At 74.3% G+C, this 23201-nt stretch carries 21 protein-coding genes and 2 pseudogenes; 8 read left to right on the top strand and 15 right to left on the bottom strand.

Features of this window, described 5'->3' with window-relative positions:
- From ACFWOG_RS10170 to ACFWOG_RS10155, 4 genes and pseudogenes are all read right to left on the bottom strand, one after another.
- Window positions 1-624, bottom strand: a pseudogene (locus tag ACFWOG_RS10170) (3-oxoacyl-ACP synthase); the annotation flags it as partial.
- Window positions 625-773: 149 nt separating this feature from the next.
- A complete protein-coding gene (locus tag ACFWOG_RS10165) occupies window positions 774-1613 on the bottom strand; it encodes an SDR family NAD(P)-dependent oxidoreductase (protein ID WP_380356636.1) in 840 nt (279 codons plus the stop codon).
- Window positions 1614-1723: 110 nt separating this feature from the next.
- Entirely contained in the window at window positions 1724-2716 is a 993-nt protein-coding gene (locus ACFWOG_RS10160; protein ID WP_380356642.1) for a 3-oxoacyl-ACP synthase III family protein, read from the bottom strand.
- A 172-nt stretch (window positions 2717-2888) separates the two neighbouring features.
- Complete coding sequence (locus ACFWOG_RS10155) at window positions 2889-5975, bottom strand: acyltransferase domain-containing protein (RefSeq protein ID WP_380356633.1); 3087 nt, start codon at window positions 5973-5975, stop codon at window positions 2889-2891.
- Between the two features lie 241 nt (window positions 5976-6216).
- Here ACFWOG_RS10155 and ACFWOG_RS10150 point away from each other — a divergent pair, with 241 nt between their 5' ends.
- The gene (locus ACFWOG_RS10150) at window positions 6217-7560 is read left to right on the top strand and encodes a hypothetical protein (protein WP_329951922.1); all 1344 of its coding nucleotides are present in this window, start codon (window positions 6217-6219) and stop codon (window positions 7558-7560) included.
- A gap of 372 nt (window positions 7561-7932) precedes the next feature.
- On the opposite strand, the gene ACFWOG_RS10145 is transcribed toward ACFWOG_RS10150, so the two are convergent.
- Genes ACFWOG_RS10145 through ACFWOG_RS10135 form a run of 3 tightly spaced genes read right to left on the bottom strand, consistent with a single transcriptional unit; the run spans window position 7933 to window position 8940 of the window.
- The gene (locus tag ACFWOG_RS10145; protein ID WP_329951921.1) at window positions 7933-8418 is read right to left on the bottom strand and encodes an NUDIX hydrolase; all 486 of its coding nucleotides are present in this window, start codon (window positions 8416-8418) and stop codon (window positions 7933-7935) included.
- 43 nt (window positions 8419-8461) lie between these two features.
- The gene (locus ACFWOG_RS10140) at window positions 8462-8737 is read right to left on the bottom strand and encodes a hypothetical protein (protein WP_329951920.1); all 276 of its coding nucleotides are present in this window, start codon (window positions 8735-8737) and stop codon (window positions 8462-8464) included.
- Window positions 8734-8940, bottom strand: coding sequence for a hypothetical protein (locus ACFWOG_RS10135; RefSeq protein WP_380356630.1), 207 nt, complete (start codon window positions 8938-8940; stop codon window positions 8734-8736). Before ACFWOG_RS10135 ends, ACFWOG_RS10140 begins: the two co-directional genes overlap by 4 nt.
- A 171-nt stretch (window positions 8941-9111) precedes the next feature.
- On the opposite strand from ACFWOG_RS10135, the gene ACFWOG_RS10130 reads away from it, so the two are divergent.
- The 4 genes from ACFWOG_RS10130 (at window position 9112) to ACFWOG_RS10115 (ending at window position 12172) form a co-directional block, all read left to right on the top strand.
- On the top strand, window positions 9112-9939 hold the full coding sequence (locus tag ACFWOG_RS10130; RefSeq protein ID WP_380356627.1) for a Scr1 family TA system antitoxin-like transcriptional regulator: 828 nt from the start codon (window positions 9112-9114) through the stop codon (window positions 9937-9939).
- Window positions 9936-10136 (top strand): DUF397 domain-containing protein, encoded by a 201-nt coding sequence (locus ACFWOG_RS10125; protein WP_380356624.1) that lies wholly within the window; start codon window positions 9936-9938, stop codon window positions 10134-10136. Before ACFWOG_RS10130 ends, ACFWOG_RS10125 begins: the two co-directional genes overlap by 4 nt.
- Window positions 10137-10473: 337 nt before the next feature.
- Complete coding sequence (locus ACFWOG_RS10120) at window positions 10474-11805, top strand: hypothetical protein (RefSeq protein WP_380356621.1); 1332 nt, start codon at window positions 10474-10476, stop codon at window positions 11803-11805.
- A 241-nt stretch (window positions 11806-12046) separates the two neighbouring features.
- Complete coding sequence (locus tag ACFWOG_RS10115) at window positions 12047-12172, top strand: DegT/DnrJ/EryC1/StrS family aminotransferase (RefSeq protein WP_380356639.1); 126 nt, start codon at window positions 12047-12049, stop codon at window positions 12170-12172.
- Between the two features lie 20 nt (window positions 12173-12192).
- On the opposite strand, the gene ACFWOG_RS10110 is transcribed toward ACFWOG_RS10115, so the two are convergent.
- From ACFWOG_RS10110 to rpe, 4 genes are all read right to left on the bottom strand, one after another.
- On the bottom strand, window positions 12193-13071 hold the full coding sequence (locus ACFWOG_RS10110) for a glycosyltransferase family 2 protein (protein WP_380356619.1): 879 nt from the start codon (window positions 13069-13071) through the stop codon (window positions 12193-12195).
- A gap of 218 nt (window positions 13072-13289) precedes the next feature.
- Window positions 13290-14249, bottom strand: a complete 960-nt coding sequence (locus tag ACFWOG_RS10105; RefSeq protein ID WP_380356616.1) for a pirin family protein — start codon at window positions 14247-14249, stop codon at window positions 13290-13292.
- A 157-nt stretch (window positions 14250-14406) separates the two neighbouring features.
- On the bottom strand, window positions 14407-15561 hold the full coding sequence (locus ACFWOG_RS10100; protein WP_380356613.1) for an alpha/beta hydrolase: 1155 nt from the start codon (window positions 15559-15561) through the stop codon (window positions 14407-14409).
- 284 nt (window positions 15562-15845) lie between these two features.
- Window positions 15846-16529 (bottom strand): ribulose-phosphate 3-epimerase, encoded by a 684-nt coding sequence (gene rpe / locus ACFWOG_RS10095; RefSeq protein ID WP_329877426.1) that lies wholly within the window; start codon window positions 16527-16529, stop codon window positions 15846-15848.
- A gap of 411 nt (window positions 16530-16940) precedes the next feature.
- Here rpe and ACFWOG_RS10090 point away from each other — a divergent pair, with 411 nt between their 5' ends.
- Complete coding sequence (locus tag ACFWOG_RS10090) at window positions 16941-17798, top strand: hypothetical protein (protein ID WP_329947993.1); 858 nt, start codon at window positions 16941-16943, stop codon at window positions 17796-17798.
- A 194-nt stretch (window positions 17799-17992) separates the two neighbouring features.
- Here the strand turns inward: ACFWOG_RS10090 and ACFWOG_RS10085 are convergent.
- Both ACFWOG_RS10085 and ACFWOG_RS10080 read right to left on the bottom strand, forming a co-directional pair.
- Window positions 17993-18487: pseudogene (locus ACFWOG_RS10085) on the bottom strand (DUF4188 domain-containing protein); the annotation flags it as partial.
- A gap of 115 nt (window positions 18488-18602) precedes the next feature.
- A complete protein-coding gene (locus tag ACFWOG_RS10080; protein WP_329947992.1) occupies window positions 18603-19205 on the bottom strand; it encodes a TetR/AcrR family transcriptional regulator in 603 nt (200 codons plus the stop codon).
- 209 nt (window positions 19206-19414) lie between these two features.
- Between ACFWOG_RS10080 and ACFWOG_RS10075 the strand changes: the two genes are divergently transcribed.
- Entirely contained in the window at window positions 19415-20221 is an 807-nt protein-coding gene (locus ACFWOG_RS10075; protein WP_380356609.1) for an alpha/beta hydrolase, read from the top strand.
- 94 nt (window positions 20222-20315) lie between these two features.
- On the opposite strand, the gene ACFWOG_RS10070 is transcribed toward ACFWOG_RS10075, so the two are convergent.
- On the bottom strand, window positions 20316-21269 hold the full coding sequence (locus ACFWOG_RS10070) for a helix-turn-helix domain-containing protein (protein WP_329947991.1): 954 nt from the start codon (window positions 21267-21269) through the stop codon (window positions 20316-20318).
- Between the two features lie 71 nt (window positions 21270-21340).
- On the opposite strand from ACFWOG_RS10070, the gene ACFWOG_RS10065 reads away from it, so the two are divergent.
- On the top strand, window positions 21341-21976 hold the full coding sequence (locus tag ACFWOG_RS10065) for a DJ-1/PfpI family protein (protein ID WP_380356606.1): 636 nt from the start codon (window positions 21341-21343) through the stop codon (window positions 21974-21976).
- Window positions 21977-22173: 197 nt separating this feature from the next.
- Here the strand turns inward: ACFWOG_RS10065 and ACFWOG_RS10060 are convergent, their stop codons facing one another.
- Window positions 22174-23160, bottom strand: coding sequence for an aldo/keto reductase (locus ACFWOG_RS10060; RefSeq protein WP_329947989.1), 987 nt, complete (start codon window positions 23158-23160; stop codon window positions 22174-22176).
- Between the last annotated feature and the right edge of the window lie 41 nt (window positions 23161-23201).

The raw sequence follows: 23201 nt of genomic DNA, 5'->3' as shown, positions 1-23201 counted from the left end.
CGCCCGGCCGCGAATCCGCATTTCGCGCCCCCCCCGCCCGAGGCGGTGGCGGGGGGGGGGGAGCCGCGCCCCGCCCCGGGCGACGGCGATCAGGTCGCACCCGCCGCCGTCGCTCCCCCAGTCGGTCTCCAGCAGCGCCCCGGGCTCGGCGACATCGCCGGGGCGGAGCAGCACCGCTGCCGCCGCGTCGCCGAAGAGCGGTGCCGTGTCGCGGTCGAGCGGATCGGTGATCGCCGAGTACTTCTCGGCCGCGACGACCAGGGGCGCCCGGCAGGTCCCGCTGCGGAGCAGGGCGGCGGCCGTCGTCAGGGCGTAGAGGAAACCGGAGCAGACGGCCGCGAGGTCGAACGCGGGCACGGTCCCCAGGCCGAGGCGGTGCGCGACCTCCGGCGCGGTGGCCGGACAGGGACGGTCCGGTGTGGTGGTGGCCAGCAGGACCAGGTCCGGCCGCGGTCCGGCGGGCCCGGCCGAGGCGATCGCGGCGCGGGCCGCGGCGGTGGCCAGGTCGCCGGTGCTCACACCGGGCCCGGCCACCCGCCGGCGGTGGATGCCGGTGCGGCCGACGATCCACTCGTCGGTGGTGTCGAGGCCGCCGCGCTCGATGACCTGTCGGTTGGTCACCACCAGCGGCGGGAGGCTGGTGCCGATCCCCCCGATCACCGCCGCCGGCCGACGCACCGTCCGATGCGCCGCCCGGCCCGCGCTCCGGTCCGTGGTCGCGCCGCCCGGGGGCACACCGCCCGGGGGCCCGCCCGCGGCGCCGCGCGGGGGCGTCATCGCGCGAGGAACGGGGACGGCGGCTTCGGGATGCCCGCGAGACCGCCGTCGGGGACGGACAGCCCCCCGTCCAGGACGACGGCCTGCCCGGTGAGGAAGGCGGAGGCGGGCGAGGCCAGGAAGAGCGCCGCCGAGGCGACCTCCTCCGGCTCGGCCCAGCGTCCCAGGGGCAGGTGGGCGAGCAGCCAGTCGCTGAGTGCGGCGTCGGTGTGGACGGCGGCCGTCATGTCGGTCCGGACCCAGCCCGGACACAGCGCGTTGACCCGGATGCCCGAACGGGCCCACCCCACCGCGAGGCTGCGGGCCAGCGACACCTGGGCCGCCTTGGTGGCGGCGTACACCTCCATCAGCGGCGTACCCACCAGACCGGCCACCGAGGACATCAGCACGACGCCGGCGCCGTCGGACCGGGCCAGGTACGGGTGGGCGTGCCGGCAGACCGCCGCGGTGGCGTTGAGGTTGACCGCGACCACCTCGTCCCACACCGGCTGCGGGAGGAGTTGCAACGGCGCGAGGAGCGCGCTGCCGTCGGGCTCGGCGGGCAGGATCCCGACGTTGTGGACGACGACGTCGAGGCCGCCCAGGGCCTCCGCGGCGTGGTCGACGAGCACCGCCTGCCCGGTGTCGGCGAGGTCGCCCGGGGCGAGCACGGGGCTGTCGCCGTACTCGGCGACCAGCTCGGCGGTGTGCTTGAGCGCGGCGGCGGTGCGGGCGGACAGCGCGAGCCGCGCGCCGGCCTGGGCGAACGCGACGGCGACGGCCTGTCCGATGCCGCGCGAGGCGCCGGTCACCAGTGCGCGTCGGCCGTCGAGCCGGAACCGGTCGAGGACGGTCATGACGGGGCTCCTCAGATGCTGACGCGCCGCCGGGACGCGCGGGAGGGTCGGGGTTGGGGGCCGGGGGGCCGGAGGGTCGGGATCCGGAGGGATCGGGGGCGCCGGACGCCTCAGGAGGCGGGGGCGCGCAGGGCGGGCGCACCGGTCCAGGTGAGCAGGGCGCTGCCCCAGGTGAGCCCGGCGCCGAGGACGCAGACGAGGAGGCGGGCGCGGTCGGGCAGCAGGCCGCGGGCCGCGGCGTCGGCCAGCGCGAACGGGGCGGAGGCCGCGCCGATGTTGCCGGTGAGGTGCCCGGTGATGTGGAGTCGCTCGGGCGGGATGCCGGTACCGGCCGCGACGGTGCGCAGGAGCAGCGGGTTGGGCTGGTGGGTGATGAAGGCGTCGATGTCCTTGAGGTCGAGGCCGTGTTCGGCGAGCGTCTCCTCGACCATGCGCGGGAAGACCTCGATGATGAAGTCGCGCACGGCCCGGCCGTCCATGTGGATGTGGTGCAGCCCGTCCGCCAGGCTCCGGGGGCCGGCCGGTATCCGGCTCCCGCCGCCCGGGATGAGCACGTGGTGCGCGCCGCGGCCGTCGGAGCGGAGGCGGAAGCCGTGGAAGCCCCCGCCCCCGGGCACCGGGCCCAGCACCGCGGCGGCGGCGCCGTCCGCGAAGAGCACGGCGGTGCCCCGGTGGGAGGGGTCGACGAACTTCGAGTAGGCCTCGACGCCGACGACCGCCGCGTACCGGATGCCCGGGGTCGTGGAGAGCCAGTCGTGGGCGACCTTGGCTCCGAAGAGCCAGCCGGAACAGGCCGCGCTGACGTCCAGCGCCACCGCGTTCACGGCACCGGTCAGGGCCTGGACGCGGCAGGCGGTCGCCGGTCCGAGCTCGTCCGGCGTGGAGGTGGCCGCGACGACGACGTCGAGCAGGTCCGGCGGGATGCCGGCGGCCTCGCACGCGGCCAGCACGGCGGCGGCCGCGAGGTCGGACGCGGCCTCACCGCTCGCGGCCACGTGCCGTTCGACCACTCCGGTGCGTTCGAGGATCCACTCGGCGGACACCCCCGCGAGCCGGCCGATCTCGTCGTTGCCGCGCACCTCCGCGGGCAGGTACGTGCCCATCCCCAGCACGCCGATCGCGGAGGAGGTCCTCCCGGCCACCACGGGCCCCTTGTCCGGTCTCACGGTGTGCTCCTTCTCTGGTCGGCCCGGGGGGCCGGAACGGGGTGTGGAACGGGTGACCGCACGGGACCCGGAACGGGGCCGTGGGGATCACCGGGGGCAGCACGGGGCATCACGGGCCGGTGTCGCGGGTGCAGCCGTCGACGTCACGGGGGCCGTGGGCGTCGAGCAGTGCGGCGGGGTGGTCGGCCCGGTCGAGTGCGGAGAGGGCGAGGCCCCGGCCGGGGTCGAGGGCGTCCACGATGTCCGGGAGGACGGGTCGCAGCCGGTCGCAGAGGGCGTCCGTCGCGGCCGGGAACGCGCGCACGGTCGCGGGCGCGAGCACGCCGGCCGCCAGCAGCGGGCCGGCCAGCCGCCGGGCCCGGCGGAGTCCCGCGAGCGCCGCGAGGTCGTCGGCCAGGGGCACGGTCCACCCCGGGCCGTCCGCGCCGGCCGCCACGACACCACCCGCCGCCGCGTCGGCCGCCAGCCGGCAGGCCAGGACGTCCCCCAGGTCCAGGGCATCCGCCAGCAGCGGGTTCCAGAGGTCCAGCGCCCGGCGCCCGGCCGCGACGCCGGCCGCGTGCGCTGCCGCGAGGTCGTCGGCGAGCCGGTCCTGCAGGGTCGCGACGACGTGCGGCCACCACGCCACGTGCAGGGGCTCGCTCAGATCGTTCGGATCGCCCAGGTCGTTCAGGTCGTTCAGGTCGTTCAGATCGCTCGGCTCGCGGGCCGCGTCCGCCGGACGGACCGGGCGCTCCTCGACGAGGGCCCGCCCGGCGTCGAGGAGGATGAGGGTGTTGTCCCCGCCCGCGTTGTCGAAGGCGCGGGCGAAGCCGAGGTACCCCGCGAACCGGTTGCCGTCGAAGAAGCCGGACACACCGCACCGGTGCTGCAATCCGTCGATCAGTTCGGCCACCGACCGCGTGCTGTACGCCTTGTAGAGGGCGAGCGCCCGGTCGACGCCCGCCCACGGGGAGAAGGTCATCGCCGTCTCCGGCCGCTCGGCCGGCCCTGCGGCGCGCCCGGCCGCCCACGCGGCCAGGGCCGCCCGTGCGGTGCAGCGCAGCGCGTACGCCTCCGCCAACCCGCCGATCACGGCGTGCTGCTGGGGGCGGTACTCCAGGACGGGTACCCCCGGAGCCAGCCGGCCGTGGGTCCGACGGCCGGCGCTGAACCGCCAGGCCATGGCCGCGCTGCGGCCCGCCAGGCCCGCCATGGCCGAAGGCAGGGTGGCCCACAGACCCTGCCCGCAGCTCAGGGTCCGTCGGAGGCGGGCGTCGGGACCGGCCGACGGGTCGTGCAGCACTCCGGCGTCGTCGATCGTGGCACCGTCCGCGAGCCAGCGGTCGACGGGCACGCGCACGCCGTCGAAGCGAACCAGGCCGTAGGGCAGCGGGAGGGCGTCCACGGCGACCGGGGCCGAGATCGAGACGCCCGGCGCGGGCCGGCCCTCGGCACCGGTGATGTCGACGAGGAACGAGAACACCCCGCCGTCCCGGCCCTGTGTCAGCAACCGCGCGCACACCACCGCCTGCTGGGGCAGCCCCGCCGCGGCCACCGAGGAGAACTTCGCGGCGCGCTCGTCCGGGGTGCGGAGGACGAACGCGCGGCGCGCCACGTCGAAACGTGCCTCGGTACGGATGCCGAGGTGGCTGCCGGCCTCGCCGATCTCGGTGACCATGAAGGAGCCCTTGGTCCGGGCGTGTGCCAGCGCCCCGGACGGGTCGGCCTCCTCCCCGCCCAGGAGGACCAGCGATCCGACGCACAGCGTGTAGTGGGAGAGGAACGTCTGGTAGAGCGGCGGATCGGCGAGGACCGTCGCCTCCCCGAGGGCGGCCAGGAGTTCGGCATCGGCGACCACCTCGGCGGCGGGCGGCAGCAGGGCGGCCAGCCTGGTCAACCGTCGGTGGGCGCGGGTGTCCGTCCGCAGGTCGGCGGGACCGCCCCGCGCCGGCCCTCCCGGCTCCTCACCTCCCGCCTCCGCACCTCCCGGCTCCGCGAATCCCGGCTCCGTGTCTCGCCTCTCCGGCTCGTCCCGGATCGGATCCTCCGCCAGCACCTTCCCGAGCTCGTCCCCCCGTCCCGGTGGAAGGAGTGATGTCAGGCGCGCCACGACGTCCGCGGCCCCGCGCCGGTGCCCGTCCCGCTGTCCGGTGTTCACGACGCCTTCTCCCCTCTGCCCGCCCGGCCCGCGCCGGGCGAGGTCCGGCGGGGACGGACGCCCCGGGTCGTCCGCGTGCCCTCCCGTCCCGGCGGTGGGCCACCCGCCGTCGAAGACCGGTGCCAGGGCCACGACGTGCGGCATGGCGAGCCGCACGCTGGTGGTGAGCGTCCGGCCGGTGCCGGCTTCGAGTACCTGTGAGGCTCCGACCAGCGCCGGGCCGATCACCTCGGGCAGCGCGAAGGCGCGGACCAGGCAGGCGGACAGCGCCCGCGGCAGGTCCGTGTCCCGCCGGTGGAACCGCCCGGCGACCGCCGAGTAGACCGGCCGCTGCGGCGGGCCCAGGTGCAACTGCCGTGCGTAGTGGGCGAACGCGCCGGCCTCCCGGGCGAGCGCCGGGTGGTGGCTCATGAACGGCAGCCGCAGCCGGTGGACGACCACGCCCCGGCGCCTGGCCGACGACTCGACCGCGGCGAGACCGTCCGGGCTGCCGGAAAGCACCGTCTCCCCGGCATGGTTGACGCAGGCCACCACGACCGATCCCGCCCCGGGTCCGGCCTCGGCCATCAGTCTGCGGGCCCGGTGCTCCGCCGCGCCCAGCAGCGTCATGCCGCCGCCCGCCCCGGTCAGCAACTGCCCGAGCCGGCAGGCCAGACGGGCCCCGTCGGGGATCGAGCAGGACCCCGCCGCGGCGAGCGCGGGTATCTCGCCGAAGCTGACCGCGAGGATCCGGTCGGCCCGGAACCCGTCCGCTTCGAACGCCCGGTGCACCGCCATCGACACGCCGAACAGGGCGAGTTGGACGGTTCCGGGCGGTTCGCACGCCAGTACGCCCGCGCTGAGCACCCGCCCACCCGCGAGCCGCGGACCGATCGGCGCCACGCCGAACTCGGCGGCGACCGTGTCGGCTTCGTCGAAGACCTCGACGACCGCCCGCGCCAGCGACGGGACACGGGGAAGGATCCGCAGCAGCGGGGTCAGGCTGAAGTCCCCCTGACCGGGGAACATGTGGACCACCCCGCCGGGCGCCGCGGAACTCTTCGGGCCGGTGATCACGGGCGCCGCCTCCACACATCGGGGCGCTCCGGGAAGGACCCGCCGGTACCCCCGATGGTGTCGCCGATCACCGGTCGCACCGAGCCCCCGGCGGCCTCCGGCCCGTCAAGACTTGGGGGCCGTCAATTTTCTTTGTAGTCAAGAACCTTGGGGCCTGGCTGGCTAGCATGGACAGTGAGCGCAGGGGCCTTCCCCGTCGGGGATCCCCGCGTCCGGCCCACGGGACCTCCCAGGGGGAGACATGACCGGCCGCCGCATTCCCAACACCCGTCTTCGCGAACTGCTCGGGGAATCCCGCTGGAGCGGTGAGGAGTTGGCCCGAGCCGTCAACCGGGCCGCCGCCGAGGCCGGGACGAGCCTGGCCTACCGGCGCGCGTCCGTCCACCAGTGGCTCACCGGCGCGGCGCCCCGCAGACCTGCGGCGCACTTCGTCTGCGCCGCCCTGACCCGGCGCCTCGGGCGTACCGTCACCCTCGCCGACGCGGGATTCACCGGAGCCGGGGCGGAGGATCCGACGGAGGTGTCCGACCAGGAGGCGCTCCGCAGCCTCGCCGCGGCGGTGGCCGTTCCGGACCGGCACGGCGAGCTCCTCCCCTACCGCCCGCTCACGGCCGAGGAGTACGTCACCGCCCTCGTCCGGCCGACGAGGGACGGCGCCCCGCACCACCTGTCCGACCACTCACCGAAAGCCGAACCGGACACCGACCCGGACGTGCTCCGGCAGTTGCTGACCGTCTTCGCCACCGTCGACCGCACCCAGGGCGGCGGCCAGGCCCGCACCGCGCTCGCCGGGCTGCTCGGCACCACGGTGGCCCCGATGCTCGGCCGGCCCTGCGGTCCCGTGCGGCACACGCGCCTGCTGGGCGACGCCGCCCGGCTCAGCTACCTGTGCGCGTTCATGCACGTCGACGACGAACTCAACGGCCTGGCCGGCTGGTACTACCGGATCGGCCTCGCCCTCGCCCGCCGCGCCGGCGACACCGCCGCCCAGGCCATGGTGCTCAGGGCCATGAGCACCCAGGCGTACGAACTCGGCCGCCACCGCCAGAGCCTGCGGCTCGCCCGGGCCGCCGCCGCCTGCCCGATCGGCGCGGCGCCACCACGGCTCCGCGCCTCGGTGCTGGGGCAACTCGCCCTCGCCGAGGCCGCGTCGGGCGACGGCGCGGCGTCGCTCCGCCATCTCCGCGACGCCCACGACCTCCTCCCGCAGATCGTGGGCCCGCCACCGCCGATCGGCGACTACCACCGCGCGTCCTGGGACCACCAGCGCGCCCTGGTGCGCGCCGAACTCGGCGACCCCGCCGGGGCGATCAGGTCCCTGGAGACGTCCGCCGCCCGCCGGCCCCGGGCGGAACCCCGCTCCCGCGCCGTCGTCCTCGGCCGGCTCGCCGAGTGGCAGCTGGCCGCCGGGCACGTCGAGGGCGCGTGCGCCTCCTGGCACGCGTTCCTCGACGTCTACCCGCTGTTGTCCTCCCGCCGGATCCACGCGGCCAGGGCGCGGCTCCCCCGCCTCCTCCTCCCCCACCGACGCCGCCCGGCCGTCGACCACCTCATCCAGCGCGCCACCGCCCTACGCCCGTCCTGACCGCCCCCGGACACCCCGCCCGACGACACCCCGCCCGACGACGCCCAGCACCCCGCGCACCCCGCAGGGTCGGCGCACGCGCCCGCGCGCCTTGAGGGGGTGACGGAGCTTCCGCCGGACCGCCCGGACGGCATTCGCCCACCGGGCTCCGCCCGGCAGACGGTCGGCGCCGTCGGAGCTCGTCGACCGCCACGAGCGCGGCGTCCCAAGGGCAGGCCTCCGCCCGTCCCTGGCCCGCCGTGCCGGCTCCTCGTCCGAGAGGGCCGACAACTGCCCCCCGGGGCCCGGTCGCCCCGCCACCGACGCGTAGCGATCAACGGCCATCTGCCCGCCTGGCTTCGTGCGCCAGGCGGGCACGTGCGTTCACCACTCCTACGCCGCCGGGACACCCCGGAGGAGCATGGGCAGGTGGGCGCCCCGGCCGAGAGCGTCGAGGGCCTGTTCCAGCCGGCGGTGCTGGTCGGCCTCCATCAGGTCGCCGAGTTCGGCGCGGTGGGCCCAGCGGAGCTCGACGATCTCCGCCGGCGGCCGGTGGCGTCTCACGATCTCCTCCTGGGTCGGCACGAGTCTGCCGCCCCAGTAGACGAAGTTCACGCCCTCGGGCAGGAGTTGCATGCTCACGTAGTCCACGGCGAGGACGCGGGCGAGCGGGAGGGCGAGGCCGGTCTCGGTCTCGGTGTGGCGTCGGGCGGCGAGGTGCGGGAGTTCGTTGCGCTCGGCGCTGCCGCCGGGGAGCATCAGGCCGTTCTTGTAGGTGGTGCCGATCAGGAGCACGGCACCGTCCCGGTTGAGGATGAGGGCCTGGTGGCCGAGGCGCCGGCCCGGCGGGTCGGTCAGGATCCTGGGCAGGGAGGTCATCACGGGTTCTCCAGCGGAGTAGGTTGCGGGGAGGGATCCGAGCTCAGGCTGACTGCCCGCGGCTCTGGACGTGGCGGAAGCGGCGGCGATCTCGACCGGTGTCTTCCGGCGGCGCCGTGTCCTCGGGGCGGGGAACCCAGACGCCCGGGGCCGGCAGTGCACCGATCACTCCGGTCGCGAAGACGAGCCCGACGACCAGGAGCCACGGGCCGAGGGGTCCGTGCCTGATCGGCCAGCCGACCGCCAGGGCGGCGAGTGCGCTGAGCGCCACGACGACGGCGTACACCAGTGGCGCCATCACCCCGAGTCGGGGTTTCACGTGACCTCTCCGATCGGGGCCACCGAACGCGGCGGGCTCGGGTGCTGCACGTTGACGAAGCGGGGGGCGTCCAGCCGCCGGACGCTCTCCGGTCTGGTGGTCCACTCGCAGCCACCGCGCTCGGAGCGGAGGTAGTAGAGCCCGGCCAGGCAGTCCATGCAGACGCCCTCCACCGGCTCGCCTCCCAGCCCTCGCTTGGCCAAGTCACGGACGATCTCGCCGATTTGGGGACGGTACGCGGGGTTCGACTTCATTCGCGGCATAGCGGCCACTCCCTTCTGTAGTCGGTTCACTACCTGGGGTGGCCAAGACTGACGTACAGTCGAATCAGCCTTCAACGTGTCAGACGTGGTCGCAGAGTAAGGACACCAGCCGTGAACAAGCTTGAGCTGGACCCCGATTCGTCTCCCGCAGCCGCCTTCGGCGCGTTTCTGCGCACCACACGCGAGGCCCGGGGCTGGACTCAGGATGATCTCTCAGAGGCCACGGGCTACTCGTCCAAGCACGTCTCGGCCGTCGAAACTGGTCGACGGCCGCCAACTCTTCGTCTGGCATTGCGACTCGACACGGCATTCGGCACGGATGGCGTTTTCAAGCGACGGGCCGGCGACGTGAAGTACACGGCCTTGCTGGAGGGATTCGCGGAGTACGTCAGCCAGGAGCGCCGCGCCGTCGAGCTTAGGCTCTTCGATCTCGGCATCGTTCCTGGCCTGCTACAGACCAAGGAGTACGCGACAGCCATCGCTGCGGGGGCAGTGCGCCGGGGCAGCATCTCGCCGGAGCAGGCCAACGAGCGCGTGAAGGTCCTTGCCAGCCGGCAGGCACAGTTGCGCCGAGAGCCCTCTCCCCTGGTTCACGTCGTGATGGATGAGAGCTGCATCCGCAGGCCGGTCGGAGGCCCTTCGGTGATGGCGGCGCAACTGGACCACCTGATCGCGTTTGCCGAGTTGCCGCACACCGTCCTTCAAGTGGCACCGTATGCCATAGGCGAGAACCGGTCGTTCGACCTCCCGGTGAACGTGCTGACGCTTCCCAACCGCTCCCTCATGTCCTATGCAGAGTCCGCCCAGCAAGGGCATCTGGAGCGGGAGAACGACGCGGTGACACCAATGTTGACGGCCTACTATCAGCTACAGACCCTCGCACTCTCCCAGGCCGAGTCCGTGGCTGTGATTCGCCAGCTAAGGAAGGAACTACCGTGACCACCGAACCTCAGTGGTTCAAGTCCTCGTACAGCAGCAACGGCGGCAACTGCGTCGAGGTCGCACGGAACACCGCCGACGGCGTCGTCCCCGTCCGCGACTCCAAGGACCCGCAGGGACCGGCCCTCGTCTTCCCGGCCGCCGAGTTCGCGGCCTTCCTCACCGCCCTCCGGGCAGGCGAGTTCGGCGAGATCTGACGGCCGGCATGCAGGAGGCCCCCGCTCGATCGAGCGGGGGCCTCCTACGGCTCCCCCCGTAGCCGACGGAGGAGGAGACCCTGGCGCCGGGTTCGAGAGCGCCGCAGCCCCGGGCCCGCATCACCGGCACCACCGGCACCGGGCGCGCCCCGGCGCCGGTGGCTCTGTCACAGGACGGTCCCCGCTCGGTGAACGGATCCCGATCGCCGTTCCCAACTACCTTTCACAGCCCCATTCTTGGACCGGCGACCGGACGTCACGACCCGTCCGGGCGAAGGCGGAACGCCGGAGCGGGCCCGTAGGGCGGGACCCTCCGGGCGCGAGCGTAGGGGGACGGATGAGATCGGTCACGGTCATCGGCGCCGCCGCGGTGTCGGACGAATCCCCGCCCGAGTGGATGTGGAGGGTGATCCGGGGCGGGCAGCACGTCGCCGACGCGCTCGGCATCCCCATCCATCTGACCACCGGGGACCCGTACACCTCCTTCGGGGTGATCGTCATTCCGGTCCTCCTGGTTCTCGTCCTCGTGGGTGTCCAGGCCGGGCCCATCGCGCGCGCCCTCACCTCCCGGGACTTCTGGGACGACACCGGCCGCCTGCTCGGCGTAGCCCAGTTGCTGCTGCTCATACTGGCCTACGCCTTCGGATCGGGAGGGCAGGCCCGCTCGTTCGGCGCCGCCGTCGGGAACCTCCTCTCCGGGCAACTGGCGGACCTGCTGCCGATGGCCGTCGCGACCCAGTTTCTGTTGCTCTCCGCGCTCTGGCTGGTGGTGGGCGCGTCCGCCGGAGTCCGCCGTTCGGACCTCACGGCCCCGTTCGACGCCGTCCGGGGCATGGCGCTGATCGCGGTCTTCGTCGTGGCGTTCACCGCCGCCTGGATGGCGCCGCCCCTGGGCGAGGGACCCACCGCCCGGCTGCCCGCGGCGGCAGCGGTCGGCGCCGCCCTCCTCCTGTTCGGCTACCTCAGTGCCGTCAGCCGCGGACACGAGCAGCGGCCGCACATCGTGCGTCGGCGCCGCGAGATTCTGGAACACAGCTTCCGCAGGCGCGGCGAGGCACCGGGACCCGGCCCGGATGACCGGCCCGAGGACGCGATGATCGCCGCGCTGCTCGCCCGGACGCAGCAGCGGCCCGCACCGTCGGCGGGCAGCATCTGGCGGCCCGCTCCGGCCCTGGTCCTGCGGATGTGCCTGCTCTGGTCGGTGCTGCTCGGTGTGCCCGCCGCAGCCGTCACCTGGGTCTTCAGCACCGGACACTTCCCCCCGCCCGACTTCCGGGGCGTCATGCGCGTCGAGCTGGCCGTCCTGTCCGTCATGGTGCTGATGATGGTGTTCTCGTTCCGGCGCGGGCTCGACGGCCGGATCCGGGTGCCCCGGGCGGTCCCCCGGCTGATCGACCTCAGCCTGATCCTCTCGGTCGGCTGGCTGGGTCTGTCCCGCGCCTGGAGTTCCCCGGTGACGCTCGGCCCGCTGCCGGCCTGGGCGGTGGCGCTGGGGCCGCCACTGGTGATCGCCTCGCTGGTGCTCGTCCTCGGCGTCCTCCCGCACTGGCGGGAGACCCCGCGGCTGGCCGTCGCCCTGACCGTGGCCGTGGTCGCGGGACCGCTCGTCCTACCCCTGCGCTCGGCCCTCGAACACCTGCTGGGCGGCATCGTGAACGTCCTCGGCTAGCCCCCGCCCAACGGGTCCGCCGAGACCATCAACTCCGTTGGGCAACAGATTGGTTGTCATCGCGCGACGAATGTCGCGATCCGGGCCCGGTACTGGCGTGAGGCCCGGTGCGCGGGCCGCGGCTCATCGACCCGGCTCCCGGCCGTTCCCGGGACTCGGTGGCCGAAGCACTGCGGGACGTCCACGGCGTCGGCACCTGCGTGCACTTCCAGCCCGCGCATAGGCCGCCGCGTACCGCCGCATCGAATACCACCTGCCGGTGACAGAGCAGGCCGCCGCCCGGCAGCTGTCCCTGCTCTGCTACCCGGCGATCACCGACGACGAGGTCCAGCACGTCATCGGCGCCCTGCACACCGTCCTGTCCTGACCCGCGCGCCGGGCCGGTGGTCAGAAGATCGGTGGCCGGCCCAGCTGCGCCATGCGGCGCACCGTGCTCCAGCGCATCGGCCGCCGTGGCGGGCACGGGACCCGAACGCCCTCGAAGAAGCCGCCCCACCACGCCTTCAGCCCGTCCATCGGCGGGCGGCGCAGCAGGGTGTAGGCGATCCAGGAGGTGAGGTAGACCGGCACCAGTGGCGCGGGCAGGTGGCGCTTGGCGAGCCAGACGCGGTTGCGGGCGGTCATACGGTAGTAGGCCGCATGGCGGGCCGGGTCGGTGCGGGGGTGCTGGAGGACCAGGTCCGCCCGGTAGTCGATGCCCCAGCCGGCGTCGAGTGCGCGCCAGGCGAAGTCGGTCTCCTCGTGGGCGTAGAAGAACTCCGCGGGGAAGAGCCCGACTTGGTCGATGACGCTCATGCGGACGGCGTGGCCGCCGCCGAGGAAGGTGGTGACCGGGCCGGACTGCATCGGGTCGGACTTGCCGAGGCGGGGGACGTGGCGGCGCTGGGTGAACCCGGTCTCGTCTGCAATGCGGAAGGAGACGATGCCGAGGCGCGGGTCCGTCTCGAAGGCCTCGCGGATCAGGCGGAAGGTGTCACGCCTCGGGAGCAGGCCGTCGTCGTCCAGCACCACCAGCACCTCGGTGCCGCCGAGTTCGCGCAGCCGCTCGACGCCGGCGTTCCGCCCGCCCGGGATGCCGAGGTTCTCCGGCAGTTCGACCGCGTCCACCCAGCGGGGAAGCTGGGGCAGCTCGACGCCCTGGCCGAGGACGACGGTACGCACCCCGCTGTCGCTGCCCTCCTGTGCCCCGACGGAGTCCAGCAGCGCGCACAGCTCCGCCGGGCGATTGCCCATCGTCAGCACCACCACGCCCAGCGTGACGCCCATAGGACCGACTCCACTTCCAGGGAACCTCATGACCACGTCGACACTCCCGCCCGAGCCGGGCCGGACGCTGCGGGAGCTGGCCGAGGCCGGGCGGCTTGCGGGCCACCAGCTGATGGACCGGCCGACGTTGGACTGCATCGCCCGCAACCGGCCGGCAGGCGCGGGTGTCCCGGCCAGCGTGCCACATCGCCCGGCGCCGCTGGTACCGGACGCCCAGGTCAGCGTGCCCGACCCCGTGGTTTCAGGGGAACGGCGGGCAGCTGGGGAGCAGCCAACCGGGCACCGTCGTAGCCGTGGACTTCGCCGAAGCGGGTGCCGGTTTCCCAGTCGTTGCGGGCCTGGGTGATTTCTTCGCCGGTGCGGCCGATGAAGTTCCACCACATGACGAGTTTCTCCTCGAAGGGGTGGCCGCCGAGGAGGAGGAGGGTGGCGTCGGTGTGGGCGTGGAGGGGGAGGTGGGGGCGGCCGGTGCCGAGGTAGAGCATGGCGCCGGGGTCGAGGCGGAGGCCGTCGACCTCGGTGTGGCCGGACATGGTGAGGACGGCGTACTCGAAGTCGGGTTCGAGGGGGAGGCGGTGGTGGGTGCCCCGGGCGAGGGTGAGGTCGGCGCCGACGAGGGGGGTGTGGGTGGTGCCGGGGGAGGTGGCGGTGTCGAGGGTGCCGAGGATGACGGTGGCGTCGAGGCCGGGGGCGGTGACGTGGGGGAGGTCGGGGTGGTGTTCGAAGGCGGGGTCGGTGTGGCGGTGGGTGTCGGGGAGGGCGACCCAGAGTTGGGCGCCGTGCAGGAGGCGGGCGTGCGGGCGGGGGGATTCCTCGGAGTGGGAGATGGCGCGGCCGGAGGTCATCAGGCCGAGTTCGCGGGGGCGGACGGTGGCCAGGCTGCCGAGGCTGTCGCGGTGCAGGACCTCGCCCTGGTGGAGCCAGCTGACGGTCTGCAGGCCCATGTGCGGGTGCGGCGGGACCTGCATGCCGGGCTCCTCCGCGATGTCGTCCGGCCCGTAGTGGTCGACGAAGCACCACGCACCGACCATCCGGCGCCCGAGGCTGGGCAGCAGCCGGCGCACCACGGTGCTCTCGCCCAGCTGGACGCTGCGGGCGGGCAGGAGTTCCTTCACCGGGCCGGTGCCGGCCTCACCGCCGCAGCTGGTCGCGGCGGGCCTGAGGTCGAGGTTGCTCACGTCGGATCCACCACCGTCGGGGAAGGGTGGGCCGGGGAGGCCGGACGAGGGGTCGTCCGGTCGGCCGTCCGGCCCGGTCTCGGGGTCGTCGGGAACGATCCTCCACCAGGGCCGGGTGATCCTCCACCCGGGCGGTCCGGGCGGCGTGAGCGGCCCGTCAGCCGGCGGGGCGGTTCGTCAGGGCGTGGCCGACGAAGGAGACCACGTCGGGGAGTATGCGGCGCCAGTACGCGGCGTCGTGCGCCCCCGTGGTGAAGCGCGCCTGGACGGTGTCGCCGACCAGCTTGCGGGCGGCGTCGCAGAACGGGTCCTCGGTGCCGCACCAGACGCCGATCGGACGGCCGTGCGGCTGCTCCTGGTGGAGCAGCGGCTCGTGCTCGCGCCAGTCGGCCTCGTCCTTGAAGACTCCGACGGCCCGGGCGTCGCTCCAGGTGCGGAACAGCGCGGGGCTGAGCGCGGCCACCGGGCCGAAGCCCGTGCCCCGGTTGCGGGCGTAGCGCAGCGAGCCGAAGCCGCCCATCGAGATGCCCATCGCGGCGCCGGGGACGCGCAGCCCGCGGGCGGCGAGCCATCCGGGGAGCTCGTCGAGGAGCATCCGCTGCGGGTCGTCGCCGGACGGCGTGCGCCGCCAGTACGTCGCGTCGCCGCCGTCGAGGGCGACCACGGCGAACGGGGGGACGCCGGCCGCGATGGCGGCGACCAGGATCTGCGGCAGGCCGAGCTCGGTCCACGCCTGGGCGGTGGCGCCGCGCCCGTGCAGGGCGATGCAGACCGGCAGCTCGGCGGCGGGCGGGACGGTGGGGCCCTGCGGCACGATCGTGATCATCTTCACGGTGGCGCCGTTCCGGGCCGCCGAGCGCTGCTCCTCGTTGCGGAGCGAGGGGACGACCGCCGGGACCGCCGGCGCCGAGGGCGTGCCGGGCCTGCCGGAGGCGGCTGCGGACGTCGGTCCGGCTCCGGCGCCGGGCGAGCCCGAGGCTCCCGGGGCGCCGGTCGGGCCCGCTCCGGATACCGGGTCGGGCTCGCCGCCGGAGAACGCCAGGGTCGCGCCGGTGCCGACGACGGCGAGGCCGCCGAGCCCCAGTCCGGCCCTCAGCAATCCGCGCCTCCCGAGCGTCCGGGTGCTGCCCGGCAGCCCCGGGCCGCCCGACGCCTCGAACCCGGTCGCCGACCCCGGCGCACCCGCCGGCGGGTCTCCGGCTCCCGGGGGCGGTGCGTCGGCGCCGACGGTGGGCGGCGAGGACGGCGGCGGCGGTACGGCGGCCATGGCGCTCGTTCCGGTCCGTCCACTCCCCTGGTGGTCCAGGTCCACGATTCTCCCCTCCGACAGTCAGCCAGCACTGTACGTCGAGCGGCCGCGCCCATTCGCACCGAACCGGTCGCAAGCCGTCGAGAGGCGGAGGAGAAGTGGTGGAGAACGGTCGGAACCCGGCAGGTCGGGCCCCGGCCGGACGGCAAAGCACCGGAGGCAGAGCGCCGGACGGCAGAGCGCCGGACCGCCGGGCACCGGACGGCCCGACACCCGGCGCCCGGGCACCGTCGGGCGCCCCGCTCAGCCACCGCGCAACGACAGGTCGGCGACCGCGCAGCACCCGCTCAGTGCCCGCAGGCCCACCAGGCGTCCGCCGTCGCCCCGTCCGCCAGCGCCCGCAGCTTGGCGACCGCCCCCGCCGGGTCCTCCGCGCCGTACACCGCCGAGCCGGCCACGAAGACGTCCGCGCCGGCCTCGGCGCAGCGCTCGATGGTGCTCGCGGCCACGCCGCCGTCCACCTGGAGCCACAGCTCCAGTCCGTGCTTGGCGATCAGCTCCCGGGTGCGGCGGATCTTGGGCAGCATGATGTCCAGGAACGCCTGACCGCCGAAGCCCGGCTCGACGGTCATGATCAGCAGCATGTCCAGCTCGGGCAGCAGGTCCTCGTACGGCTCGATCGGCGTGCCCGGCTTGAGCGCCATCGAGGCGCGGGCGCCCTTGGCCCGGATCTCGCGGGCGAGCCGGATCGGCGCGGCGGCGGCCTCGACGTGGAAGGTGACCGAACCGGCGCCGGCCTCGACGTACTGCGGGGCCCAGCGGTCCGGGTCCTCGATCATCAGGTGGCAGTCGAGCGGGATGTCGGTGGCCCGGGCGAGCGACTCGACGATCGGCACGCCCAGCGTCAGGTTGGGCACGAAGTGGTTGTCCATCACGTCGACGTGCAGCCAGTCCGAGCCCCTGACGGCCTCGGCCTCCTCGGCGAGCCGGGCGAAGTCCGCTGACAGGATGCTGGGGTTGATCTGCGCCATGGGGGCTGGTACCTACCTCTTCTTGCCTTCGTGCGAGGGCCGTCGTGCGAGGGTCGTCCTGCGAGGGTTCGGGCACCCGGACCGGGCGCCTCGCCCCATCATCTCGCGCTCCGTCGCAGGGGCGTCACCAACGAGACCTCCCCGTGACCCTCATCACACCCCCGAGGGGGTTATCGTGACCGCCGCCGTGGTCATCAGCCTTGTACGACAACCCCCGTACGGTGCGGCACCTGCACCGGTACCACCCCGCCGCGTCCCCGCCGATCCCTCCGCGTACCACCTGCTCCACCCCGCACCGCCCGGTAGCGCCAGAACCACCGGTCACGCCGGAACCACCAGTACCGCCCGCACCTCCCTGTACCTCCCCGTTTCCCCCGCGCTCCCTGCGCGCCCTCCGAGGAAGGTCTTCCGTTGGCCGATCTGGTCCACCCCGCCCGTGCCCTGTGGTGGCTCTTCGAGCCCGTACACGCCGTCACCTACTTCACGCCGGAGGGCCGCGCCGCGTTCGAGGCGGCCGGGCTCCACGGCGTCGCGCGCGGCTACTTCGGCGGCCGTGCCGCCCCGCTGGGCGAGGTCGACGCGCCGCCGGTGATCGCCGCGTTCTTCAACTTCGCGCCCGCGCCGATCGAGCGCGCCCTCCCCGCGATCTGGAAGCTGGCCGATCCGGACACCGCCCTCGCCGCCCGCGCCGAGGGCGCCTCGGCGGCCCTGACCCGGCTACTGGAGCACGTGAAGCCGGCCCAGGTGGAGCTGGTGGCCGACCTGCTGGAGACCGCCGTCTCCCGGCTCGACTGCGCCGGGCGCGTCCTGGCCGCCGCCAACGCCGCCCTCCCCCGCCCGGCCGGTCTGTACGGGCGGCTCTGGCAGGCGGCCACGGTGATGCGCGAGCACCGGGGCGACGGGCACGTCGCCGCGCTGGTCTCCGCCGGACTGGACGGCTGCGAGGCCCTGGTGGTGCGCTGCGCCCTGGACGTACGGCGCGAGGTGCTCCAGCCGCTGCGCGGCTGGACGGACGAGGAGTGGGACGCGGCCTCCGCCCGGCTGATCGAACGGGGCTGGATCACCGAACGCGGCACCATCACCGAGTGCGGCCGGATCCGGCACCAGGCGCTGGAGGCGGCCACCGACCTGGCCGCCGCCCGGGTGTGGGAGAACAACCCGCGCGCCGAACTCGACCGGCTCGTCGCGGCGCTCAAGCCGATCTCGACGCTCTGTCGCACCGCACTGCCCCCGATCAACCCGATCGGGCTCCCGGCCGCCACCGCCTGACCCCCGGGTCCGTCCGGTGGGCGCCGCGGTGGCCACCGGACGGACTGCCGCTACCGCGGGGTTCCGTCGCCCGGAGCCGCCTTCTCCACCGGGCCGGCCCCCGCAGGCGTCTCCGCCACCGGGCAGCCCGCCGCCGGTTCAGCCGCCGGTTCCGCCCCCGCCGCGCCCCCGGGCGCCGTCCGCGCCCCCTCGGGCGCCGACCGGAAGGCGAACCTGTCCTTGGCCCGCCGACCCCGGTTCTCCAGCGGCAGCACCCCGGTGGCGCCCGCCAGCCCGAAGGGCGGCATGTCGAAGTAGATCGACTCGTACGACCCCTCCGGCACGACGTACGTCTCGTGCCAGAGCCCGACGTGCCCCCGCACCCGGCCCGCCTTCAGCTTGCGGTTGACGATCCCCCAGGCCCGGTGGTGGAAGGCGTCCGGCGCGGCCGCGTACCGGTACAGGCTCTCCTTCGACTCCCAGTACTGGACGACGTAGTACGTGCGCGGCGAGGCGGTCAGCAGGATGCGGCCGCGCAGCCCGCGGCCCGGGTCCCCGGCGAGTTCGTAGAGCATCCGGAACATCGCCAGCATCACGGGGCCCCAGTGGTGGACGGCCCAGAACCGGTTGATCCGCATGCCGATGAGGAGGACCACGGTGTCCCCGGTCGCAGCGGAGGTGGTGTAGCCCGGCGTCGGTTTCGCGAACACGTCTGCCCCCGGTTCCCCGCGCCGTCGGCGCAGTCGTCGGCCCTCATGTGAGCAGTGATTACATCAGCGCGCACCAACCCGGTCAACCCTCTGCGCAGGCACAACAACCCTGCTTTCAGGGCAGGTTGGCGACGCCCCGGCCGAAGGTGTCCAGCACCTGCGCGGCCAGCTCCTCGGCCTTCTCCGCCGGCAAGTACCCGTCCGCGATCATCTGCGCCAGCCCGTAGACCAGCGCCTGCCCCGCCAGCCCCACCAGGGCCGGATCACCCGGCCGCAGCCGCCCGGCCTCCTGGTCCGCGACGATGACCTCGGTGTACGCCTGGTCGATCCCGGACAGCCGCTCCCGCAGCTCCGGGTGCCTGGACGCCGCGAACACCCGCGACCGCACCAGCTCGAACCGGTGCGGGTACCGGATCGCGTACCGGACGAAGCCCAGCCCGACCGCCCGCAGCGCCGCCCCCTCGCTGCCCTCCACCTCCGCCCACTGCCACCGTTCGAAGTCCGCCAGTACCCGGTCCGCGACCGCCGTCAACAGCGCCTGCCGGTCCGCGAAGTGACGGAACGGCGCCCCCGCCGACACCCCGGCCCGGCGCGCCACCTCCCGCATGCTGATCTTGTCCTGCCCCTGCTCGTCCAGCAGGTCGAACGCCACCCCGACCAGCGTCTCGGGCAGCGCCCCGTGGTGGTAAGTCCCCCGCCCCGCGGGCCTCTCCGTCATGTCCGCAGTGCTACCAGCTACCCACCAGGAGGTCCAACCGGCCACCGGCGACGGAGCGGACGCTCGCCGCCCCGGTTCGACGGCGCACGGCGGTGGCCGCCTGCCGCGGAGTACCCCGGAAGGCGGCGCCCCCCGATCGTTGGTGCAATGGGAGGTAGTGCACTTCAGGGCGGGATCCGATGATCACCAGCCATGTCAGGAGCCGCACCATGACGTCCCCCTCCCCGACCCCGGTCATGTTCATCCACGGCCTGTGGTTGCATTCCACGAGCTGGGAGCCCTGGGCGGACCTGTTCCGCCAGGCCGGGTACGAGCCCCTCACCCCGGAGTGGCCCGGCGTCCCCGACACCGTCGCCGGGGCCCGTGCCGACCCGGAGAGCCAGGCCGGCAACGGGCTCGCCGAGATCTCCCGGGAGCACGCCCGGATCATCCGCGAGCTGGGCACCAAACCGATCCTGGTCGGCCACTCGGTCGGCGGGTTCATCGCCCAGCACCTCCTCGGCCAGGGCCTGGGCGCGGGAGCGGTCGCGATCTGCCCCGGCCAGATCCGCGGAGTGAAGGCGGTCGGACCGGCCCAGGCCAAGTCGACCTTCGCGTTCCTCAGCCACCCGGGCAACACCGGGCGCGCGGTCTCCCTGGACGCCGAGCAGTTCCGCTACGCGTTCGCGAACGCCGTCAGCCAGGAGGAGTCCGACGAGCTCTTCGAACGGTGGACCATTCCCAGCCCCGCCCGGCCCCTGTTCCAGCTGGCGCTGTCGAACTTCGCCCGGAACTCGCCCGCACGGGTCAACACCCACAACAGCAACCGGGGACCGCTGCTGCTCCTGTCCGGCAAGCTCGACCACACCGTGCCCGACGTCCTGACGCGTTCCACGTTCAAGCAGTACCGCAAGTCCGACGCCGTCACCGAGTACCGGAGGTTCGACGACCGCGGGCACTCGCTGATCGTCGACAGCGGCTGGCCCGGCGTCGCCGACACCGCCCTCGCCTGGCTCAGGGAGAAGAACCTCACCTGACCCGCTCCCGCCTCCCACCGCCGGCGCCGGCGCGGGACGGCAGCCGCGCCGCGCGACGCCGCCCAGCACCGCTCCCCACCACCAAGCCAGCCGCTCAGCGCCGGAACTGGCGCCGGTAGGTCGAGGGGCTGACGCTCATCGTCTCCCGGAAGTGGTGGCGGAAGCCCGCGACGGTCAGGCCCACACGACCGGCCACCGCGTCGATAGGCCGGTCCGTGGACTCCAGCAGCTCCGCGCCGGCCCGGACCCGCTGCCGGGTGATCCAGCGCCCCGGGGGCAGACCGGCCACGGCGGCGAAACGCCGTTCGAACTGCCGTACCGACAGGTGCGCGACACCGGCCAGTTCACCGGCGGTGAGACGCCGGTGGAGGTTGTCCAGCACGTACCGCATGGCGCTGCCGATCGGGTCGTCGGACGGCGCCGGACTCACCGGACGCTCCGCGAACTGCGCCTGCCCGCCCTCGCGGTGCGAGGCCACGACCATGCGGCGGGCGACGCGTGCGGCGATGTCGGGGCCGTGGTCCCTGCGGACGAGGTGGAGACAGGCGTCGATGCCCGCGGCGGTGCCGGCGGCGGTGACCACCGATCCGTTGTCGATGTAGAGCACCGACGCGTCGACCGTCACCTCCGGATGGCGTTCCTGGAGCAGGGCGGCGTGCCGCCAGTGCGTGGTCGCCGTGCCGCCGTCCAGCAGGCCCGCGGCGGCCAGGGCGAACGCGCCGCCGCAGATGGAGACCATGCGCGCGCCGCGCGCGTGCGCGTCCCGCAGCGCCTTCAGGACCACCGGGGAGACGTCGCGCCGCACGTCCGGGACCCCGGGGACGATGACGGTGTCGGCGTGGCGGAGGCGGTCCAGGCCGTGGTGCACCACGATGTCGAAGCCGCCCACGACGCGGTGCGGCCCGGGCACCTCGGCGCAGACCTCGAACCGGTACCACCGGTCCACGTCCAGCTCCGGCCTGGAGACCGCGAACACCTCGGCGACCGTGGCGAGCTCGAACGGTGCCATCCCGTCGAAGGCGAGGCAGGCGATCCGGTGGTGGCGCACGACGGGATCCTAGCGGTGCGTGCCGTTTCCGGCACTCGTCGGGTGCCTCCACGAGGTCCGAGCCTTGGGGCATGCAACCTGACGCCGCTGCTCCCCTCACCTTCGGCATGCTCGTGTTCGACGAGGTCGAGGTCCTCGACGCGGGAGGCCCCTTCGAGGTCTTCAGCACCGCCGGCCGGCTGGCCCGGACGGCCGACGACGAACCGCTGCTGCGCGTGGTGACGGTCGCGGCGGCCGACCGCCGGGTCCGCGCCCGCGGCGGGCTGACGATCGTGGCGGACCACACCCTCCGGGACGATCCGCCCTTCGACGTCCTGGTGATCCCCGGCGGCGTCACCACGGCCGTCGAGGCGGACCCGGACGTCGTCGACTGGCTGGACCGGCGCCGGCGGACGTCGGCGCTGACGTTCAGCATCTGCACCGGGGCCTTCCTGCTGGCCGCCACCGGGGCGCTGGACGGCCGACCGGCCGCGACCCACTGGGAGGACCAGGAGGAGCTGGCCCGCCGCCGGCCGCGCATCGACGTGCGCACCGACGAACGGTGGGTCGACGACGGCGACATCGTCACCTCCGCGGGGATCAGCGCGGGCATCGACGCCGCCCTGCACATCGTGGGCCGGCTCTTCGGCCGGCAGCTCGCCCTTCGGACCGCCCGCCAGATGGAATACACCTGGCGGACCGACCACGCGTCCGAGGTCCGCACCTGAGGCACCCGCGCCGAGCCACGGCGCACCGGCCGTATCGCCCGGCCCTCCTGGGCGCGACCGGGCCACCCCGCGGGCACCTGCGGCCTGCGGGGTGGCACCGTGCGGTCCGCTGCGCGCGCCCGAACGGCCGACGACTCACGGCCGACGACCGACGGCCGACGACCGACGGACGCGGCAGCCGGACGCAGCCGACGGGCCTACCAGGCGTAGTCCTCCGGGGCCGGCTTGTGGCCGGGGAAGAGGTCGTCGAGCCGGGCGAGGAGGTCGTCGTCGAGCTTGACGTCGAGGGCGTGGACGGCGGCGTCGAGGTGGGTCAGGGTCCGGGGGCCGACGATGGGGGCGGTGACGGCGGGGCGGCTGAGGAGCCAGGCGAGGGCGAGGTCGGCGGGGTGCTCCCCGATCTCGTCCGCGAGGTCCTCGTAGGCCTGGATGCGGTCGCGGTTGGCGTCGAGGATCTCGCCGGCGTGCTGGAGGGCGCCGCGGACCAGGCCGCCCTCGCGCTCCTTGCGCAGGGCACCGCTGAGGACGCCGCTGCGGAGCGGGGACCAGGGGAGGAGCCCGAGGCCGTAGTGCTGGAGGGCGGGGACGACCTCCAGCTCGATGGTGCGGTCGAGCAGGTTGTAGAGGGACTGCTCGCTGACCAGGCCGAGGAAGTGCCGGGCGCGGGCGGCCTCCTGGGCCTGGGCGATGTGCCAGCCGCCGAAGTTGCTGGAACCGACGTAGATGATCTTGCCCTGGGCGACCAGGACCTCCATCGCCTGCCAGATCTCCTCCCACGGGGTGTCCCGGTCGATGTGGTGCATCTGGAAGAGGTCGATGTGGTCCGTGTTGAGCCGGCGCAGGCTGGCCTCGACGGCGCGGCGGATCGCCAGGGCGGAGAGTCTGCCCTCGTTCGGCCAGTCACCCATCGGGGCATAGGCCTTGGTGGCGAGCACGGTCCGTTCCCGTCGCCCGCCCCCCTGGGCGAACCAGCGACCGATGATCTCCTCGGTGCGGCCCTTGTGGTTGCCTTCGGCGTCACGGCCGTAGCCGTTGGCGGTGTCGAAGAAGTTGATGCCCCGCTCGTGGGCGTTGTCCATGATCAGATGGGCGTCGGGCTCCTCGGTGTGCGGGCCGAAGTTCATGGTGCCCAGGCAGAGTCGCGAGACGGTCAGGCCGGTGCGGCCGAGGTGGGTGTACTCCATGGGGCCCAACCCTCCGACGCACCGGCTGTGGTGTCCAGCAC

Origin of the sequence: Kitasatospora sp. NPDC058406 (assembly GCF_042722765.1) — a bacterium.
Taxonomy (GTDB): Bacteria; Actinomycetota; Actinomycetes; order Streptomycetales; family Streptomycetaceae; genus Kitasatospora.
The sequence above is the reverse complement of the archived record's forward strand: the minus strand, read 5'-3'. Positions and strand labels throughout refer to the sequence as shown.

Excerpts from the sequence above, each read along its gene's own strand:
- rpe (WP_329877426.1), bottom strand. The coding sequence starts at position 16,529 with ATGGCGCAGATCAACCCCAGCATCCTGTCAGCGGACTTCGCCCGGCTC.
- ACFWOG_RS10160 (WP_380356642.1), bottom strand. The coding sequence starts at position 2,716 with ATGGGCACGTACCTGCCCGCGGAGGTGCGCGGCAACGACGAGATCGGC.
- ACFWOG_RS10075 (WP_380356609.1), top strand. The coding sequence starts at position 19,415 with ATGACGTCCCCCTCCCCGACCCCGGTCATGTTCATCCACGGCCTGTGG.
- ACFWOG_RS10110 (WP_380356619.1), bottom strand. The coding sequence starts at position 13,071 with ATGGGCGTCACGCTGGGCGTGGTGGTGCTGACGATGGGCAATCGCCCG.
- ACFWOG_RS10150 (WP_329951922.1), top strand. The coding sequence starts at position 6,217 with ATGACCGGCCGCCGCATTCCCAACACCCGTCTTCGCGAACTGCTCGGG.
- ACFWOG_RS10165 (WP_380356636.1), bottom strand. The coding sequence starts at position 1,613 with ATGACCGTCCTCGACCGGTTCCGGCTCGACGGCCGACGCGCACTGGTG.
- ACFWOG_RS10120 (WP_380356621.1), top strand. The coding sequence starts at position 10,474 with ATGAGATCGGTCACGGTCATCGGCGCCGCCGCGGTGTCGGACGAATCC.
- ACFWOG_RS10080 (WP_329947992.1), bottom strand. The coding sequence starts at position 19,205 with ATGACGGAGAGGCCCGCGGGGCGGGGGACTTACCACCACGGGGCGCTG.
- ACFWOG_RS10060 (WP_329947989.1), bottom strand. The coding sequence starts at position 23,160 with ATGGAGTACACCCACCTCGGCCGCACCGGCCTGACCGTCTCGCGACTC.
- ACFWOG_RS10145 (WP_329951921.1), bottom strand. The coding sequence starts at position 8,418 with ATGACCTCCCTGCCCAGGATCCTGACCGACCCGCCGGGCCGGCGCCTC.
- ACFWOG_RS10065 (WP_380356606.1), top strand. The coding sequence starts at position 21,341 with ATGCAACCTGACGCCGCTGCTCCCCTCACCTTCGGCATGCTCGTGTTC.